The 17,698-nt window shown below is 45.8% G+C and carries 20 protein-coding genes; 1 reads left to right on the forward strand and 19 read right to left on the reverse strand.

Annotated features, from left to right (window positions below):
- Positions 1-51 precede the first annotated feature (51 nt).
- Positions 52-663, forward strand: a complete 612-nt coding sequence (locus ITG12_RS05630; protein ID WP_096030927.1) for a YecA family protein — start codon at positions 52-54, stop codon at positions 661-663.
- A gap of 62 nt (positions 664-725) precedes the next feature.
- On the opposite strand, the gene ITG12_RS05635 is transcribed toward ITG12_RS05630, so the two are convergent.
- From ITG12_RS05635 to ITG12_RS05725, 19 genes are all read right to left on the reverse strand, one after another.
- Positions 726-1,892, reverse strand: coding sequence for a glutathionylspermidine synthase family protein (locus ITG12_RS05635; protein WP_248873823.1), 1,167 nt, complete (start codon positions 1,890-1,892; stop codon positions 726-728).
- Between the two features lie 8 nt (positions 1,893-1,900).
- Positions 1,901-2,470: a DUF1190 domain-containing protein gene (locus ITG12_RS05640; protein WP_038866823.1), complete on the reverse strand. Its 570-nt coding sequence runs from the start codon at positions 2,468-2,470 to the stop codon at positions 1,901-1,903.
- 8 nt (positions 2,471-2,478) lie between these two features.
- The gene (locus ITG12_RS05645) at positions 2,479-2,895 is read right to left on the reverse strand and encodes a DUF350 domain-containing protein (protein ID WP_038866820.1); all 417 of its coding nucleotides are present in this window, start codon (positions 2,893-2,895) and stop codon (positions 2,479-2,481) included.
- Positions 2,895-3,938, reverse strand: a complete 1,044-nt coding sequence (locus ITG12_RS05650; protein ID WP_038866818.1) for an ion channel — start codon at positions 3,936-3,938, stop codon at positions 2,895-2,897. Before ITG12_RS05650 ends, ITG12_RS05645 begins: the two co-directional genes overlap by 1 nt.
- 132 nt (positions 3,939-4,070) lie before the next feature.
- Positions 4,071-5,132, reverse strand: coding sequence for a quinolinate synthase NadA (gene nadA / locus ITG12_RS05655; protein WP_038875982.1), 1,062 nt, complete (start codon positions 5,130-5,132; stop codon positions 4,071-4,073).
- A gap of 233 nt (positions 5,133-5,365) precedes the next feature.
- Positions 5,366-6,121, reverse strand: coding sequence for a tol-pal system protein YbgF (ybgF, locus tag ITG12_RS05660; RefSeq protein ID WP_038866815.1), 756 nt, complete (start codon positions 6,119-6,121; stop codon positions 5,366-5,368).
- A 15-nt stretch (positions 6,122-6,136) separates the two neighbouring features.
- On the reverse strand, positions 6,137-6,658 hold the full coding sequence (gene pal / locus ITG12_RS05665) for a peptidoglycan-associated lipoprotein Pal (protein ID WP_038866814.1): 522 nt from the start codon (positions 6,656-6,658) through the stop codon (positions 6,137-6,139).
- 30 nt (positions 6,659-6,688) lie between these two features.
- Positions 6,689-8,041: a Tol-Pal system beta propeller repeat protein TolB gene (tolB, locus tag ITG12_RS05670; protein ID WP_080869721.1), complete on the reverse strand. Its 1,353-nt coding sequence runs from the start codon at positions 8,039-8,041 to the stop codon at positions 6,689-6,691.
- A gap of 16 nt (positions 8,042-8,057) precedes the next feature.
- The gene (gene tolA, locus ITG12_RS05675; protein WP_038866812.1) at positions 8,058-9,080 is read right to left on the reverse strand and encodes a cell envelope integrity protein TolA; all 1,023 of its coding nucleotides are present in this window, start codon (positions 9,078-9,080) and stop codon (positions 8,058-8,060) included.
- A gap of 13 nt (positions 9,081-9,093) precedes the next feature.
- The gene (gene tolR / locus ITG12_RS05680) at positions 9,094-9,537 is read right to left on the reverse strand and encodes a protein TolR (protein ID WP_038866811.1); all 444 of its coding nucleotides are present in this window, start codon (positions 9,535-9,537) and stop codon (positions 9,094-9,096) included.
- A 3-nt stretch (positions 9,538-9,540) separates the two neighbouring features.
- The gene (tolQ, locus tag ITG12_RS05685) at positions 9,541-10,239 is read right to left on the reverse strand and encodes a protein TolQ (protein ID WP_248873824.1); all 699 of its coding nucleotides are present in this window, start codon (positions 10,237-10,239) and stop codon (positions 9,541-9,543) included.
- On the reverse strand, positions 10,229-10,648 hold the full coding sequence (ybgC, locus tag ITG12_RS05690; protein WP_010447291.1) for a tol-pal system-associated acyl-CoA thioesterase: 420 nt from the start codon (positions 10,646-10,648) through the stop codon (positions 10,229-10,231). The genes tolQ and ybgC overlap by 11 nt, the downstream gene beginning before the upstream one ends.
- Positions 10,649-10,820: 172 nt before the next feature.
- Positions 10,821-11,123 carry a cyd operon protein YbgE gene (ybgE, locus tag ITG12_RS05695; protein ID WP_038875975.1) on the reverse strand — a complete coding sequence of 101 codons (303 nt, stop codon included), beginning with the start codon at positions 11,121-11,123 and terminating at the stop codon, positions 10,821-10,823.
- Positions 11,116-11,223 carry a cytochrome bd-I oxidase subunit CydX gene (gene cydX, locus ITG12_RS05700; RefSeq protein WP_000270284.1) on the reverse strand — a complete coding sequence of 36 codons (108 nt, stop codon included), beginning with the start codon at positions 11,221-11,223 and terminating at the stop codon, positions 11,116-11,118. Before cydX ends, ybgE begins: the two co-directional genes overlap by 8 nt.
- Positions 11,224-11,235: 12 nt before the next feature.
- Complete coding sequence (gene cydB / locus ITG12_RS05705) at positions 11,236-12,372, reverse strand: cytochrome d ubiquinol oxidase subunit II (protein ID WP_038866805.1); 1,137 nt, start codon at positions 12,370-12,372, stop codon at positions 11,236-11,238.
- 17 nt (positions 12,373-12,389) lie between these two features.
- Complete coding sequence (gene cydA, locus ITG12_RS05710; protein WP_038866802.1) at positions 12,390-13,976, reverse strand: cytochrome ubiquinol oxidase subunit I; 1,587 nt, start codon at positions 13,974-13,976, stop codon at positions 12,390-12,392.
- A 461-nt stretch (positions 13,977-14,437) separates the two neighbouring features.
- The gene (gene ruvB / locus ITG12_RS05715) at positions 14,438-15,442 is read right to left on the reverse strand and encodes a Holliday junction branch migration DNA helicase RuvB (RefSeq protein WP_038866800.1); all 1,005 of its coding nucleotides are present in this window, start codon (positions 15,440-15,442) and stop codon (positions 14,438-14,440) included.
- Positions 15,443-15,463: 21 nt separating this feature from the next.
- Entirely contained in the window at positions 15,464-16,075 is a 612-nt protein-coding gene (ruvA, locus tag ITG12_RS05720) for a Holliday junction branch migration protein RuvA (RefSeq protein WP_038866798.1), read from the reverse strand.
- Between the two features lie 78 nt (positions 16,076-16,153).
- Entirely contained in the window at positions 16,154-17,605 is a 1,452-nt protein-coding gene (locus ITG12_RS05725; RefSeq protein ID WP_038875973.1) for a methyl-accepting chemotaxis protein, read from the reverse strand.
- Between the last annotated feature and the right edge of the window lie 93 nt (positions 17,606-17,698).

The raw sequence follows: 17,698 nt of genomic DNA on the forward strand, positions 1-17,698 counted from the left end.
ATGTAGCCGAATCATTCCCTAATATCGATTTATCACTAATTGATTGGTAATATGAGCGCAACCAACCAGCCCATTAACAAATGGTATTCTATTTTGAAACTACAAGACATCCTTTCTCTTCCAGAACTTGATGGAAAACTACTAAACCTAGCGAAAACTCAAGGCTTCGTAACGGCAATGGCTTCTGCGCCAAACGTGCTGAACCCTCAAGAGTGGCTGCCATTCCTATGGGGCGGTGAAGAAACAGCACCCTTCACAGACGGCGAGCAACTAGAACAGTACATTGATGAGATTGTTCAAATGTGGAACCAAACTCGTCCAGCGCTTCTAGAAGGCGCGTGGCAATGGCCAGAAGGCTGTGAGTTGGATGATCAAGATATCGTGTCAGCAAACACACGTGATTTCTGTGAAGGTGTCCTTCAGGGTTGGCAGTTGACTCGTGATGATTGGGAAACCCTAATGCCAGAAGATAGCGAAGACAGCGCGCTACTGGGCGGCGTTCTGCTTTCTCTGACGATGCTGTACGATCCAGAAACAACAATAGCAACACTGGCAGAACAAGGCATGGAAGGTCTTGAGCAATTTGAAGAAATCTTCAATGCAATGCCAATGATGCTTGGCGGCTTGACTCAGCGTGGTGTCATGCTGGCAGAAGAAGAGTAAGATTCTCTGCTCTGTTGAATACACTAAATGAAAAAGCTCTCCAAGTCGGAGAGCTTTTTTGATCAATCTAGAATGACATGGGGAATATAACGCGCCATATCTTGGGTAACTAAACTGCTGTCTTCACGAATAGAGATACCCGCGGCTTTATCGTTTACTAACCAACTGCCAATTAAAGTATGACTAGAACCAAACTTGGGTAACGGGTAGTACTGCTGAACAATGTTATGAGCCGACTCATAGGGACCTGGAGTTTTCACTAAACGCTGTCCATTCTTCACAATCTCTATATTCGCGCCTTCGCGAGAAAACAGTGGTTTGATGACGTAGTCTTTCAAACGGTCCGCTTTTGGATCATTAGCAAAATACGCCGGCAGTAAATTAGGATGGTTTGGAAAGCGTTGCCACAACAAAGGAAGCAGTGCTTTGTTAGACAGAACAGATTTCCACATCGGCTCTAACCAGTTCACGCTCGCCGTTGCCAAGTATTGGCTGTATTCCTCTTCAAACATAAATTCCCATGGATAGAGTTTAAACATCCATCGAATCGCTCGGCCATCGGCATCGACGAAACACCCTTCTTCCGTTACGCCAATATCTTCGACGTAGACGAACGCGGTCGACAGTCCTGCTTCTCGAGCGCAGTCTTCTAAATATTGGACCGTGCCTTTGTCTTCTTCTGCGTATTTACAACAACTGAAATGAAGCGTTTGCCCTGGCTGCAATTTGGCGATTTCCGCAAAACGTTCAATCAAGAAATCTTGCAAGATGTTGAATTGATCGGCTCTTTGATGGATACGCCCTTTGTTCACGACATCTTCTAACCACACCCACTGCCAAAAACCCGTTTCAAATAAGGATGTGGGGGTATCGGCGTTGTTTTCCAATAGCTTTGCGGGTGATGAACCGTTGTAAGCAAAATCCAACCGGGAATAAAGCGACGGCTCTCTACTTCGCCAAGAAGAGGCAACCTGAGACCACATGGATTCCGGAATCGCGCATTGGGTCAGTAATTGCTCACTTCGAATCACCTCATCCACAACTTCAAGGCACATTTGATGAAGCTCCTCCGTTGGCGCTTCGAGATCTCGTTCGATTTGCTCTAATGTGAATTGATAGTACGCACTCTCATCCCAATAAGGTTGGTCGTACATAGAGTGAAACCCAAAACCAAACTGGCGTGCTAAATCACGCCAGTTTTCTCTTTCTTGTATTTCTCTTCGAAACATAAATGCTGTTAACCGCCTCGACCAACAGAGACTGCTTTACCAAAGCCACCTCGCGACATGGCGCGCCCTATCGTGCCACCACCTCGTTTATTTAAGTTGCTGGTTGCGACTTTAGTTGATTGGTTACGGTAAGAACCATAGAACTGCCCTGCACCGTTGTAATACTTCGACTTGTAGCGATACATCGGCTCTGAGTAGTAACTCTTGTTGTAACCACTCAAGCCACTCACTGCGCGGCTAAAGAAGTAGCCACCAACAAACGGGACATACGAGCGGTGACGTGAGCTGTAATAACAATCGTCTTCATAGAAATCGTCTTCACACTCAAACTCGTTGTTATAGCGCGGAGCGTTTTCTTCTGCTCTCGCCATCGCTTCTTGGTACGCTATTTCACATTGTTCGCTGAATTCTGGCGCGTCTGATTTGCATTCATCCGCATCAACATAGATATAGCCTTCTGTTTCTGACTCTTGAGTCGCCAGAAAGAAGATGCCACCAAAAGCGACAAACGGGATGATTCGCCCAACTTTGAAGCTTTTATCCATCGAAGATCGTTTTACGTTGGAACTGCGTTTCATCGCCCCTCCTAGTAAGTCATGCAAGCTGCGTTAAGTACGCCGACAGAGATAGAGACTCCCGCGAGTACAATACCAGCGGGCACTTCGTCGTTCTCGATACGCTCAGAGACTTTAGGCAATAGAATGAATCGCACAATGCCAAAAGCAATGATTTGAGCCAACATGGCAACAACGCCCCACACCATAAAATCAACAATATTGACTGAGTTCGTTGCCGCTCCAGCAATCGCTAAGCAGTAACCAAGAAAAGCACCACTCAGTGCGACTGCTGCTGCGGTGTTTTTTTCTTCTTTGATTAGGTGCCATTCATCGTATGGCGTCAGTTTTACGTAGACGAATTTAAACGCCAGCACGAAGACAATCGAGACGGAAAAGTAGAGAAGAAAATTGGGAAAACCTGCCAACAGGTCAGCAATCATGTGCATTATTTGTCCTTATTCATGTCGTTCCATGCAAAATTATCAATGCGCTCATCTGCAATGTAGAACAGCTTGGTATTTGGTGGCACTTCTGCTTCGAGCTCGGGGTTTAGCTCAATGCCATTGCCAAGATCGAAGGCGATCAATGTGGCCTGATGATGCTTTTTAATGAAGCTGAACACCTTTTCGACACTGGTTGTCGCCTGATCTTCAGGGTAAATCACCGAGTATTGCGTCATACCTCGAGTAGAAGCTAATAACTCTTGGTGTAGAGCACTTGAACCGGGGTCCACGGCTGCTTTCGCCAGCATCTCAGCACCTACGGCAGGTATGCACTCCGCTTTAGGGCAATGCTGGCTCAACAATCTACCTAAAGCATCATCTTTAAAGTAGGCAAGCAAGTGTGCATCAGGATTCACAGAGGCACAATACAAGGCGGCCGAGAGGGTAATATCATCGGTGAGATTATCAACAATGATACAGTTGGCGCTGGTGATGTTGGCGTTTTTCATCTCTTGTGCATCGGTGTAACTGTTCACCTTGATGAAACCAATCTCACCCGGTAGCGGATTCTCTATATCAGAACGGCTACATAACACAATGGGACGCTTACCCGCTTCTTCATGCTGCAACATACGAATAAGGTGCATGGTCCTTGCGCCATTCCACCCCAACAATACGATATGGTTTTCCACTCTTACTCTCCGTTTACCTAATATACCCGCTCGCCAATAATCGATTGCACCGCCTGCCACACGCCCCAAAATGGCCGCAAACAAGCTCAAGCCACCAGGAATGATAAACAGAACCACGACCCATTTCCCTGCATCCGTCGTTGGTGAATGATCACCGTAACCAACCGTCGACGCAGTCACCATTAGGTAATAAATGAAGTTGGAGAAACTGTCGGTAAGTGCATGCTCCCCCGCGAGAGCCAGCAACAGCCAAGAAATACCAATGTAGCTACCGCTAATGACGAGAAGGTTTCGGTTGCTTAATTTGAAAAGATGGGTGCTCAGCCACTTTTTCAGTACTAGCCATACAGCCATAAGTTTCCGATTCCTTTCTGATTACTATAAGTAAATACTAACTCATTGATTGTAAGAAACAAAAAAACCAGCCAAATTCGGCTGGTTTTTGAGATTTGTCTTAACAAACTGGTGTCTGGGCAGACAGAACGACTATGCGTTCCCTTTCACTTGCATATTCAGTTGTTCAGCAAAGTCTAGCATGCGGTTCAATGGGATGAGTGATTTCACACGCAACGCTTCATCAACGAAGATTTCGTGCTCTTCACCACCTTCATTCAATGCTTTTTCAATCGCTTTAAGACCGTTCATTGCCATCCAAGGACAGTGTGCACAACTGCGACAAGTCGCACCTGCACCAGCAGTGGGTGCTTCAATCAGTTCTTTCTCTGGCACCAGTTGTTGCATTTTAAAGAAGATGCCTTTATCAGTTGCAACAATCATTTTCTGATGAGGTAGCTCTTTCGCCGCTTTGATAAGCTGACTCGTAGAACCAACCGCATCAGCCAGCTCAACCACGCTAGCTGGTGATTCTGGGTGCACTAGGATTGCCGCATCCGAGTATACGTTCTTCATCTTACGCAGTGCGTCCGCAGAGAACTCGTCATGAACTACGCACTCACCTTGCCACAACAGCATGTCTGCGCCAGTCTTGTTTGCGATGTAAGAACCTAGGTGACGGTCTGGGCCCCAAATGATTGGCTTATCTTCTGCGTCTAGGTGTTCAACGATTTCCAGTGCAATACTAGACGTTACAACCCAATCAGCGCGTGCTTTAACCGCCGCAGAAGTGTTTGCGTATACCACGACCGTATGGTCAGGGTGAGCGTCGCAAAACTCGCTAAACTTGTCCGCTGGGCAGCCAAGGTCAAGTGAACATTCCGCTTCTAGTGTTGGCATTAGAATGCGTTTTTCTGGTGTTAAGATCTTTGCAGATTCGCCCATAAAGCGAACACCACCAATGATCAATGTGCTTGCTGGGTGACGGTTACCAAATTTCGCCATCTCTAACGAATCACCAACAAAACCACCCGTTTCTTCCGCTAATGCTTGGATCTCAGGATCGGTGTAGTAGTGTGCGATAAGCACGGCATCTTTCTCTTTAAGCAGCTTTTTGATTCGCTCGATGTAATCGGCTTTTTCTTCTTGGCTTAATGGGATTGGTTTTGGAGGGAATGGGTAAACTGTCTCGATTTTATCTAATATGTGGCTCATTGCTCTTGCTCTACGCAACTTCCTTTAATCCGAGTATTGTAACCTCGTTAATTTTCAAAAACCAACCCAGAGCGGGAATTTCTAGCAGTCTAGCCGTATATCTTTGACGCAAATAACTATTCTATCGACAAAATAGAATTGGGTTGTTGCAAAGAAAAACCAGTGAAGTAAAACGAGCAAACAAGAAAAAAGGAGCCGAAGCTCCCTTTATTAGTCTCAATGTATGAGTTTTATTACTTCAGCTTAGCGCTCGCGATTTTCGCTGACGCACTGCCGGCATATTCATCGACAACTTGCTGATAGTATTTCTTCGCTTGTGCAGCATTATTGTTACGCTCAGCAATATCGCCTAGCTTAACCAATGCGTCTGCACGCTTGTTAGAATCTTTGTAAGAAACCACAGCGGCAAAACTCTTCGTTGCTTCTTTGTCTTGCTTCTTAGCAAAATACAACTGGCCTAGCCAGTAGTGGGAGTTTGCTGAGTAAGTCGAGTTCGGGTAATCCTTTTGGAACTGCTGGAAAGCCGCGATAGCGCCTGTGTAGTCTCGTTTCTTAAGGATCAAATCCACGGCATCTTGATAAGCAGTTTGCTCATCAGCGTTGGACGTGTATTTACCACCTGTTTCTGCAGGCTTGGTTTCTTTTACTGGCGCAGCTTTCATTTCACCACGCACACGATCTAGCTCGACAAACAACTCACGTTGACGCTTTAACATTTGCTGCATTTCGTAGCTATTGCGTTCTAACTGACCACGTAGATCACTGATCTCTTGTGACATTTGGTCAATTTGCTCTTGCATTTGGAGCTGAACACGGTTGCGGTTTTGCAGCAAGCGCTCTAAACGCTCGACATCTGATTCTGAAGAAGATCGAGTTGATACTGATGATGTGCTGTTGAGATCTGATACTGGAGCTGGTGCAGCGAACGCGAAGTTCGCTGCACTTGCCAGTAACGTAAGCGTAACAGCGCGCTTAGTGTTACTGAACATGAGGTTTACCTCGAATTAGTATACTAGAACCGCACGACGGTTTTTAGCGTAAACATCTTCTGATTGACCTAGAAGAAGTGGCTTCTCTTCACCGTAACTAACGATTGCGATTTGGTCAGCTTGAACACCTAGCGCTTGTAGGTAGTTTGATACTGCTTCAGCACGACGCTCGCCTAGTGCGATGTTGTACTCTGGCGTACCACGTTCATCAGCGTGACCTTCGATTGTCACTTTAAGAGCAGGGTTCTTGCTTAGGTAAGCTGCGTGAGCTGCTAGCATCTCTTCGTAGTCACCTGCAATTGTTGAGTTATCAAATGCGAAGTAAATAGTTTGAGTTTCGCGTAGTGCTTGCTCTTTTAGCTCTTGCTCTGTCAATTGACCGTTTGGATCGATTGGCGTTACTACTGTTGTTTCAGAACCGCTAGTGTTGGTTTCTGCACCCGTATTTGAAGCCGCGTCATCACTTGAGCTACAAGCCGTCATTGCCATCACAGGAATCGCGATTAGCAATCCTTTTAGAACCTTGTTCAGTTGCATCTTATTTTCCTTTATTAATCAATTTTATTACTACAAAAACGGTGACCATGCGGGAGCTCTGACACGCCCATTTGTTGCCGGTAATCTAGCTTTAAATCGACCATCAATTGACACCATCGATAGTACGTTTTTCTTGTTGTAGATTGAGCTATAGATAACCATGCCACCATTTGGGGCAATGCTCGGAGACTCATCAAGCAATGTTTTTGTTAGTACCTGAAGAGCACCTGTTTCCAAATCTTGCTTAGCCAAGTTGAAGCCCGAATCACTGCGATTCACCATGACAAGGAATCGACCATCAGGAGTGATTTGACCACCTAAGTTTTGGCTGCCTTGCCAAGTCAAACGGTTAGTAGAACCGCTGCCCAAATCTACTTGATAAATCTGAGGTTTACCACCCCTGTCAGATGTGAAAATCAGTGATTTGCCATCAGGGTGCCAGTACGGTTCTGTATTATTTGATCTGCCACGCGTAATTTGTGTCAGCTTACGAGTTTTCAGATCCAACGTGTAAACCTGAAGTGAACCGGTCTTAGAAAGAACCAAAGCTAACTGACTGCCGTCAGGCGAAAATCTTGGCGCACCATTATGACGAGGGTATGATGTAATCTTCTCTCGCTCGCCGGTGTAGATGTTCATAATGAAGATCTCAGCTTGGCCGTTCTGGAAACTCACGTAAGCCAATTTCTGGCCATCAGGAGACCATGCTGGAGACATCAGTGGCTGTTTAGATTGAAGTACTAAACGTTCGTTGTAACCATCGTAATCGGCAACACGCAGCTGGTAAGGGAAGCGATCTTTGTCGTTTACAACAACATAAGCGATACGAGTCATAAATGCGCCGCGTTCGCCAGTCAATTGCTCGTAGACAAGGTCCGCAATTCGGTGAGCGTACTCACGCATGCGTGGGCCTTCTACCGTCGCTACCTTGTTAAACAACACGTGGTCTTTGGAAAGAACCAGTTCTCCGTCATCACCGAGAGCTTTGCTCTGACCCTTCGTTAATTGGCCACGAACAACGTCAACTAACTGGTAGTTAACCACGTAGTTACCTTGTTCGTTTTTCTTAATTGAACCGGTCAATAATGCATCTACACCCAATCCGGTCCACGCATCAAAGTTTACTTCTGATTCGTTGGTTGGCGTTTGTGGCATTTTGCTGGTCGGTACCGGGCTGAATTTACCACTGCGTTGCAAGTCAGAAGCAATCACAGCGGAAATATCAGTCGGAAGAGGCTCACTGCCTTCCCACTTAAAGGGAACAACAGCAATTGGTCGTGCTGAATCAATACCATCGGTAATCACCAGCTCTAATGCAGCGTGAGCCACATTCGTTAGACTGCCAAGCAGTACAAACATTCCTAGTAAAAGGCGTTTAATCACGTCTCAGTTCCTTAAATTAATAATCAACTGTTAAGTTAATATCACGAATTTTATCTATAATTGCGCGGTCTTTTGGCATAGGGAAATTGCCAACTTGGTTTACTGCACTCTTTGCCGCACCACATAATCGAGCATCACCGCTAATGACTGAAACACCACTTACTACGCCATCTGTTCCAGTTGGCACAAGCTTAATATTCAGCCTACACGACTTTCCCACAAGGTAATCATCCTTAATGATTCGACTTTCGATTAGCTGTTTATAGATGGCTGCATAACGACCAACTTCCGAATCAACATGTTGATTCTTCGCTACTTGGTTAAGTTCGGATTCACTTTCTAGACCAGCAAAGATGTCATCCAACGCCGCTTCTTGCTCTTTGCGTTCACGCTCTGCTTTCTCTGCGGCTTCGCGAGCTTTACGTTCGCGCTCTGCGGCCTCTTTGGCTGCTTTTTCTTTCGCGATGCGTTCTTGCTCGGCTTTTGCTGCGGCTTCACGTTCACGTTTCGCTTTCTCTTCGGCTTCTTTCGCCGCTTTCTCGCGCGCTACACGTTCTTGCTCCGCTTTACGTACGGCCTCTTCTTTGGCTTTACGCTCTTGTTCGGCCTTTGCTGCCCGCTCTTTCTCTTTACGAGTGCGTTCTTCTTCGGCCTTACGTTCTTGCTCTTTCTTTTTACGAGCGACCTCCGCTTCGCGAGCGGCTTTTGCATCTTTTGCTTGCTGCTCTTTCAGCTTACGAATTTGCTCTTCTTCAGCTTTGCGATTCTTTTCAAGCTGCTCAGCTTCACGTCTCAGTTTATCAAGACGATCTTGCTCTTTTTTTGCCGCTTTCTCGCGTTGCTGACGAATTTCTTTGGCTTGTTGTTGGACAAGCTTCGGGTCAATAACAACCGCCTGCACCATTTGCCCTGTCGGCTCGGGTTTAGACATGTTGAAATCTGTACCCCAAAGTAACGCTACGACCAAAAGCGCATGCAAACCAACCGATATTGCTATCGGCTTGGTGTATTCTTTGGTTTTCTTCTTATTGTCTTTCATAGATGTTCGATGTCTATTCCCTGATATCGGTCATCAGACCTACTTTAGGGATGCCAGCCCGACTTAGCTCATCAAGCAGAAGTACCACATCTGCATATGGCGTTGCGGCATCACCCCCTACTGCAACCGGAGAATCAGGTTTGATTTCCCGCTCTGCTTTCACACGAACAATAACGTCTTGTAGTGATAGACCGCGTTGAACCTCTTCATCATTCACGCTTAGGCCCAAATTACCATCGCGATCGATTTCAATAATGATGAAGCTACTGTCTGTTTCACCAGCAAGATCTTGCATTGATTCCGCGGTAGAGGTTTTTGGAAGGTCTACATCCACACCTTGAGTGACAAATGGAGCGGTCGCCATGAAAATGATCAGCAGTACAAGCATAACGTCGATATAAGGTACAACGTTAATCTCTGCGGTCATTTTACGCTTTTTAGGTTGGTAACCCGCCATGCCTTATTCCTTATTCGCGCTGTCTCGACCCGCCATTGCTTGACGGTGCAGGATGCTGTGGAATTCTTCAGAGAAAGTTGCGTATGTATGCTCTAGCTTACTTACTTTGTTGCTTAGACGGTTGTAAGCCATTACCGCAGGGATTGCTGCAAACAGACCCATCGCTGTTGCGATCAGTGCTTCTGCGATACCGGGTGCCACCATAGATAGTGTTGCTTGTTTCACTTCACCCAATGCAATAAAGGCGTGCATGATACCCCATACCGTACCAAATAGGCCGATGTATGGGCTGATAGAACCGACCGTTGCGAGGAAAGGTAAACTGGTTTCTAGTTCATCCACTTCACGAGCTACAGAAACGCGCATTGCACGCCCTGTACCTTCCATGATGTAGGCCGGTGAGTTTGCGTTACTCTTACGCAAGCGTGCAAATTCGGAAAAGCCAGCATAGAAGATTTCTTCTGTGCCACCAATGTCGTCTTTACGAGCTTTCACTTTTTGGTACAGCTGTGAAAGGTCGGTACCAGACCAAAATTTGTCTTCAAAGGACTCAGCGTCTTTTGATGCTTGAGACAGTACTTTGCTGCGCTTAATGATCATTGCCCATGACGCAATTGACATGCCTAGTAGGGTCAACATCACAAGCTTTACCAACAGACTGGCCTGAAGAAAGAGATCTAAAATGGAAATATCAGCAGTCACTATTTGTTAGCTCCGAATTGATAAAAGATGGGATAGCTATTGGTTTCATTTTCTTATTATCGATACATGCTACCTTAACAATTGTCTTGCACAATGTTTTGCCTTCATCATTGACTAACTCTTGACAGAATTGCAGGGACGCACGCTTTATTTCTGACACTCGGGTAAGAACGGTCAAATGCTCGTCCAGTCTCGCCCCTTGGTTGAAATCGATATCCATGTGTCGGACAACAAAGCCAATGTTTTGTTCCAATAACACATGTTGAGAAATGCCTTTTGCACGCAACATCTCAGTGCGTGCGCGTTCAAAGAATTTTAAATAATTAGAGTGATATACAACGCCACCCGCATCGGTATCTTCATAATACACGGTGATCGGCCAGCGGAAGGGATTAGATGTGCCTTGCAAGGGAGTACCAGTACTTTCAATTCTTTAAAGCAATTACTATAACTGAAGCGGCAGTAATTGGTACTGAGCGAAGGGAATATTTTTGAATTTTGTAGAAAAAATAAAAGCCAGACAAGACGTCTGGCTTTTTATTCGATGATTTAATAACCGACTTTATTTCAGAGTGTAACGCTTACATGAAATAGAGTGCTGTTAAATAAACTAAGATAGCGATTGAGAAATAAGGGCTGAACAATACTTGCCAGTACCAATTTCTTGGCTTGAAGCCCACACCGTAAACCATGCTTGAGCAGACTGCCCAAATCAGTGCCGGTGCGATAAACGCATTAAAGCCACCAATTTCTCGATGGTATGCGTTTGGATCCCACATCACCAATCCTACATGCATAAAGCCGAGGATTAAGGCCAAGACTCTCAGTAGAGTCTTGTCCATTGGTGCGTGAAGTTTCGCTACCTTGTCAGCGAGATTACTCACTGTCTTTATCCATCATTTCTGAGTGCTCTAACCAAAGAGCGTTGATGATACCGAATGCACAAGCAAGTAGTACACCTAGAATCCATGCGAAATACCACATAGTAATAGCTCCTTAGTAAAGTGAGTTTTTGTTTTCTTCGATGAACTTGTCATCCAAGCGACCAAACATCTTGTAGTAAGTCCAAGACGTGTAAGCCAAAATGATTGGAACCATAACAAACGCAACGCCTGTCATTAGGTTCAAAGTCAGTTCAGATGAAGTTGCATCCCACATTGTCAGACTTTGGCTTGGCATTAGATCTGATGGCATTACGAATGGGAACATTGCAATACCAGCAGTAAAGATAACACCTGCGTTACCAAGGCTAGAGGTTAGGAACGCGATACCACACTTCTCTAGGCGAGATGCCAATACAGCTAGAAGCGGCATTGCAACACCCAGTACAGGCGCAGCCCATAGCATTGGGTAAGCTTCGAAGTTGTTCATCCACGCACCAGCTTCACGGATAACCTCTTTGTTTAGAGGGTTAGAAGCAGCGCCTGTATCGATACCACCTACGATAACGTAACCTTCGATGCTCTGAATCCAGAAGCCAGCTGCTACGAATGCAACCACAGTTAATAGACCCATTAGCTGAGCAACGTTACGAGCACGAGTATGAACTTCGCCTGTTGTCTTCATTTGTAGCCAAGTTGAACCTTGCATCAGGATCATGAACAAGCTTACTAGACCACATAGCAATGCAAATGGGTTAAGAAGACCAAAGAACGAACCATGGTACGTTGGCATTAGGAATTCGTTCAGTTGGAATGGAACACCTTGCAGAAGGTTACCAAACGCCACACCAAAGATGATTGGTGGAACGAAGCCACTGATTGAGATACAGATATCCCAAGTGTTACGCCATTTTTTATCTTCAATCTTTGAACGGTAATCAAGACCAATTGGACGTAGCCAAAGTGCCGCTAGGGTTAGGATCATCGCTAGGTAGAAACCAGAGAACGATGTCGCGTAAACCAAAGGCCATGCTGCGAACAATGCACCACCAGCAGTGATAAGCCATACTTGGTTACCATCCCAGTGAGGTGCGATCGAGTTAATCATCACACGACGTTGCGTGTCGTTTTTACCGATAATAGGTACAAGCGCGCCCACACCCATATCGAAACCGTCAGTAATTGCAAAACCAACTAGTAGAACACCGATCAGTACCCACCAGATGAATCGCAAGATTTCGTAATCAAACATCTTGTTGTCTCCTTGTCTTACGCTTCTACTTGGCGACTAACTTTGTCTTCAACAGAGTCAGCGTTTTGCTCGAAGTGGTAGCGGCCAGTTTTCAGGCTACTTGGACCTTTACGAGCGAATTTCACCATTAGGTATACTTCTGCAATTAGGAATGCAGTGTATAGCGCTAGGATTGCAAATAGTGAAGTCCAGATTTCACCTGCTGTTAGTGCTGATGCAGCAACGTGTACCGGTAGGATTTCACCTACAGCCCACGGTTGACGACCGTATTCAGCAACGAACCAACCCGCTTCGATCGCAATCCAAGGTAGTGGAATGCTGAACAATGCAGCTTTAAGAATCCAAGGTTTCTGTTCGATCTTCTGACGACATGTTTGGATGAATGACGCACCAAATACGAATAGCATGATGAAGCCACACGCAACCATGATACGGAACGACCAGAATAGCGGCCATACTGTTGGGATTGAATCATCCGCTGCCGCTTGGATTTGGTCTTCAGTCGCATCAACAACCTTGTCTGTGTAACGTTTTAGAAGTAGGCCGTAACCTAGGTCACCTTTCACTTCGTCAAACGCTGTCATGTTTGCTTCAGACTTGTCGCCTGCACGCAGTTTTTCAAGCAATTCGTATGCGTACATACCAGTACGGATACGGTCAACGTGCTCTTCACGTAGATCGTGTAGGCCTGTTACTTGCTCATCAAACGAACGCGTTGCGATGATACCCATAACGTAAGGGATCTTGATTGCGTAATCGGTGTTCATTGTTTCTTGGTTCGGTAAACCAAACAGTGTGAACGCCGCTGGTGCTGGTTCTGTGTGCCATTCAGCTTCTACTGCTGCTAGCTTCACTTTTTGAACTTCACCAAGCTCGTAACCAGATTCATCACCCAGCACGATTGTAGACAGGATTGCTGCCATACCGAAAGAAGCTGCGATAGCAAACGAACGACGAGCGAACGCCACATCACGACCTTTCAATAGGTAGTAAGAACTGATGCCAAGAACGAACATTGCACCACACGTGTAACCAGATGCTACTGTGTGTACAAATTTAACTTGCGCTACAGGGTTTAGTACAACGTCTGCGAAGCTCACCATTTCCATACGCATGGTTTCGAAGTTGAATTCTGCGCCAACTGGGTTTTGCATCCAGCCGTTCGCGATAAGAATCCATAGTGCAGAGAAGTTAGAACCCAGAGCAACCAACCAGGTTACCGCTAAGTGTTGACGTTTTGATAGACGATCCCACCCGAAGAAGAATAGACCAACAAAAGTTGACTCCAGGAAGAAAGCAACCAGTGCTTCGATCGCTAGTGGTGCACCGAAGATGTCACCTACATAGTGGGAGTAATAAGACCAGTTCGTACCAAACTGGAACTCCATGGTAAGGCCAGTAGCCACACCAAGTGCAAAGTTAATACCGAACAGCTTACCCCAGAACTTGGTCATGTCCTTGTAGATTTGCTTGTTCGTCATTACGTACATTGATTCCATAATGGCCAAAAGGAAGGCCATACCAAGGGTCAATGGTACGAATAGGAAGTGATACATCGCTGTCAGTGCAAACTGCAACCGCGACAGATCAACTACGTCAATCATGGTAACTCCTATGTGTCGGCTGAATGACACTCTCTACATATTGCAATCCATACACAAGTGTTATTTACACTTGAAAAATGTTGAATTATCACAACGCTTTGTTGCAAAAATGTGCTTCGTTGGTTAGTTAATTGTTAAGCATCAGCTAATATAGCTAGGCCTAATATTACTGCTAAAAACAGTTTGTTTCAAAAGGTTTATAGCGAGAAACCGCTTTGATGTATATCAATCTTTATGCGCTGAATTTGAACAAAAATCCATCACATTGATCCAGATCAAACGATATCAGAAGAGTATGTTAATAGAGAGTAATCAGGAGAGAAAATAATCAGTTAGGCAAGAACATAGAGTTAACAATCTATAAGTTTTTATTACCTATTTAGTATTAGAAGAGATTTAATAAATGAGAGGTTGGTCAACATTGGTGAAATGCTGAGCGCTGTGCGCCCAGCGTTGGAATCTTACTTTTCAATTCCGAAATGCAGATAGGCGCGATCGGTCGCTATTCTACCACGAGGTGTGCGTTGTAAGTAACCTTGTTGAATCAAATAAGGCTCTAGCACATCTTCAATGGTGTCTTTCTCTTCACCAATGGCTGCTGCCATGTTATCCAGACCGACAGGACCACCACCAAACTTTTCCATGATCGCAAGAAGCAGTTTTCGGTCCATGTAGTCAAAACCTTTAGCGTCGACATCGAGCATGTTCAGCGCTTTATCTGCAACTTCCGCACAGATGTGTCCATTGCCCTTTACTTCAGCATAGTCACGAACACGGCGTAGTAGTCGGTTAGCGATACGTGGCGTACCACGAGCGCGGCGAGCAACTTCTAACGCACCTTCCGACTCCATTGACAAGCCTAGGCAATCTGCGCTGCGCTGAACGATATCCTGCAAGTCTTTGACCTTGTAATACTCAAGGCGCTGAGTAATACCGAATCGGTCACGCAATGGCGAGGTCAATGAACCCGCTCGTGTGGTTGCGCCGATAAGCGTGAAAGGAGGCAAGTCAATCTTGATAGAGCGAGCGGCTGGGCCTTCACCAATCATGATGTCTAGCTGGTAGTCTTCCATCGCTGGATACAGCACTTCTTCAACCATTGGGCTTAAGCGGTGAATCTCGTCAATGAACAGCACATCGTTCTCTTCTAAGTTGGTCAGCAGCGCCGCCAAGTCCCCTGCTTTCTCAAGTACTGGGCCGGAAGTAGTGCGAATATTCACTTCCATCTCATTAGCAACGATGTTCGCAAGTGTGGTTTTACCCAAACCTGGAGGACCAAATATCAAAAGGTGGTCGAGCGCTTCATTTCGCAATTGAGCAGCTTTGATGAAAATCTCCATCTGACCACGCACGTGATCCTGACCTTGGTAATCCGCCAGCTTCTTAGGACGAATCGCACGGTCGATGACATCTTCATCACGAAATGAAGGATTTTCTGGCGCGATTAAACGATCGGCTTCAATCATATTGTTCCCTTGAACTTTTCGTTACACCATTGATTTTAGTGCTTCACGGATCAGTTGCTCACTGGTCATATCCGGTTTAGCGATCTGAGAGACTACTTTCGACGCTTGAGTTGGTTTGTAGCCTAGAGCTAGAAGCGCACTGATTGCCTCTTCTTCAGCATTGCTAGATGCCGCACCAGAATCCGCAGGAGCCGCATCCGTAAACGGAGTAAATAGGTCGCCAGCACCCCAACCTTTAAGGCGGTCTTTCATTTCCACAACAAGACGTTCTGCGGTTTTCTTACCAACGCCAGGTAGCTTCACAAGTGTTGAAATGTCTTCACGCTCTACGCAAGAAACGAATTGGCTAGCAGTCATGCCAGAAAGGATACCTAGGCCCAGTTTAGGACCGACGCCGTTCGCTTTGATTACTTCACGGAAGAGCGCACGTTCTTTGACTGTGTTGAAGCCGTAAAGCAGCTGAGCGTCTTCACGCACAACAAAATGAGTATAAATGATCGCTTCTTCGCCGACGTTTGGCAGTTCGTAGAAACAGCTCATTGGCATCTGTACTTCATAACCAATGCCATTAACTTCAATTAAAACTTCAGGTGGTTGCTTTTCAAGCAGAGTGCCGCGAAGACGTCCAATCACTATAAATACTCTTTGGAAATGAATTTGCGACAGGATAATAAAGAACTGGATAGACATCCAGTCCTTTATGCCGTTCGGTTAGATTTTTGAGACAACTTGATCAAGTTGTTGAGTCAGGTTTCTCACGGTGACGACTTGGCTACTGAGCTCAGTGCCATATTGAGCGACAGTTTCAGCAATGGTCTTGGTGTTCACTACGCCGTTAGCAACTTCGCTACTGGCTTCATCAAGCTCTTTTAATGCGGTCATTTGCGTCGCCATGATGCCAGAAAGACTCTGCACATCATGAGAAATTGTGGTCACTTGCTGGATGATGGTATTCATTCGTTCTGTGCTTGAAGTAACAACATTCTGCCCGTGTTTCACCTCTTGCTCGCTGCGATCAAGCAAGTTACGAATCTCGATTGCGGATTGACTACTCTTTGCAGAAAGCTCTCTCACTTGGTCCGCGACCACTGCAAAGCCTCTGCCCTGCTCCCCCGCTCGCGCCGCCTCAATAGCCGCATTCAGTGCCAATAAATTGGTTTGTTCTGCGACCGAGGTAATCAAGTCTGCCACTTTCATGATGTCTTCATGGCTGGTAATGATCTGGCTGATCGCTTGGGTAGAGTCTTCGAGCAACTCAGAGCTTTTCTCAGCTTGTTGATGAACGTCTTCACTCTTCTCACGAAGCTCTTCAACAAACTTGCTTGACGTTTCAATCCCCGTCGCCATGTGGTGTACTTGCTGACTCATTTGCTCAGCCGCACTGGCTTGAGACTCACTGTTGATATTGAGAGCATTGACTTGAGCACCTAACAGCGAAGATTGTCCATCCAACACTTGCGAAACTTGTTTAAGCTCTGCCGAATTTTGATTAGCTTGCTCTAGTACCTCTCCTAGCCGTAACTCCCCCGCCGTTGCTTTTTGTGCGACCAGTTCACTTTCTGCTTTAGATTTCTCTGCACTTTCAATCGCAATATCTCGCTGCTTGGCAGTAAAGGCTTGTGCAATACAAATCACCACCAGTGGTAACACGGTACCTGACCATATCTCCACACGCTGCGCAGATTCAGACAACACGAGCTGGGGAAAACCAAAACCAGACACATGTTGATACGTCATTACCGCAGAAAGCACTATTACTAACGCGCTCCAAGAGATCGCCATGATACGAGTGCCAGATAAAAAGAAAGCGACGACTAACAAAGGCACCCAGTAAGTTTGGGTAGAATCTACCACGCCACCACTTTGATAAATGATGTTGAGTGCATGCACTGACATGCCTACAAACCCCAGATTGAGCGACAATGCTGGTCGTTTGAACCATCTCAGGCTGAAGGCGGATATCAGTTCGAGTGCGATTAAGAGTACTGAGGTGAAGATTAAGCTTTCATGCCCATGTTTAGACCATTTGATCAGGCTGTAGATCCCGACGAGAAAAGCGATGAAGGTAAATAGCGATAGGATGTCTGCTTGACGTTGTTGTGTTCTTGTCCATTGAGTTTGGCGCGGCATAAATGCACTGCGCCACAGCGTGGCTGGATTCATGTTCAATCTTCCTTGATTGATTTCTTATTAGACCTCTGACCACTATAGTTTTGTAACATTTTCTCAACAAATTCAATCCTTAAATCTGTCTGA

It is taken from the genome of Vibrio sp. ED002 (assembly GCF_023277445.1).
In the GTDB taxonomy this organism is placed as follows: Bacteria; Pseudomonadota; Gammaproteobacteria; order Enterobacterales; family Vibrionaceae; genus Vibrio; species Vibrio jasicida.

What these genes read in the sequence shown, in the direction of transcription:
- ybgF (WP_038866815.1), bottom strand. Translation starts at nt 6,121, where the DNA reads ATGTTCAGTAACACTAAGCGCGCTGTTACGCTTACGTTACTGGCAAGT.
- ITG12_RS05725 (WP_038875973.1), bottom strand. Translation starts at nt 17,605, where the DNA reads ATGAATCCAGCCACGCTGTGGCGCAGTGCATTTATGCCGCGCCAAACT.
- pal (WP_038866814.1), bottom strand. Translation starts at nt 6,658, where the DNA reads ATGCAACTGAACAAGGTTCTAAAAGGATTGCTAATCGCGATTCCTGTG.
- ruvB (WP_038866800.1), bottom strand. Translation starts at nt 15,442, where the DNA reads ATGATTGAAGCCGATCGTTTAATCGCGCCAGAAAATCCTTCATTTCGT.
- tolR (WP_038866811.1), bottom strand. Translation starts at nt 9,537, where the DNA reads ATGGCGGGTTACCAACCTAAAAAGCGTAAAATGACCGCAGAGATTAAC.
- cydB (WP_038866805.1), bottom strand. Translation starts at nt 12,372, where the DNA reads ATGTTTGATTACGAAATCTTGCGATTCATCTGGTGGGTACTGATCGGT.
- tolA (WP_038866812.1), bottom strand. Translation starts at nt 9,080, where the DNA reads ATGAAAGACAATAAGAAGAAAACCAAAGAATACACCAAGCCGATAGCA.
- ITG12_RS05640 (WP_038866823.1), bottom strand. Translation starts at nt 2,470, where the DNA reads ATGAAACGCAGTTCCAACGTAAAACGATCTTCGATGGATAAAAGCTTC.
- ITG12_RS05630 (WP_096030927.1), top strand. Translation starts at nt 52, where the DNA reads ATGAGCGCAACCAACCAGCCCATTAACAAATGGTATTCTATTTTGAAA.
- ITG12_RS05650 (WP_038866818.1), bottom strand. Translation starts at nt 3,938, where the DNA reads ATGGCTGTATGGCTAGTACTGAAAAAGTGGCTGAGCACCCATCTTTTC.
- ITG12_RS05635 (WP_248873823.1), bottom strand. Translation starts at nt 1,892, where the DNA reads ATGTTTCGAAGAGAAATACAAGAAAGAGAAAACTGGCGTGATTTAGCA.
- cydA (WP_038866802.1), bottom strand. Translation starts at nt 13,976, where the DNA reads ATGATTGACGTAGTTGATCTGTCGCGGTTGCAGTTTGCACTGACAGCG.
- ITG12_RS05645 (WP_038866820.1), bottom strand. Translation starts at nt 2,895, where the DNA reads ATGCACATGATTGCTGACCTGTTGGCAGGTTTTCCCAATTTTCTTCTC.
- cydX (WP_000270284.1), bottom strand. Translation starts at nt 11,223, where the DNA reads ATGTGGTATTTCGCATGGATTCTAGGTGTACTACTTGCTTGTGCATTC.
- nadA (WP_038875982.1), bottom strand. Translation starts at nt 5,132, where the DNA reads ATGAGCCACATATTAGATAAAATCGAGACAGTTTACCCATTCCCTCCA.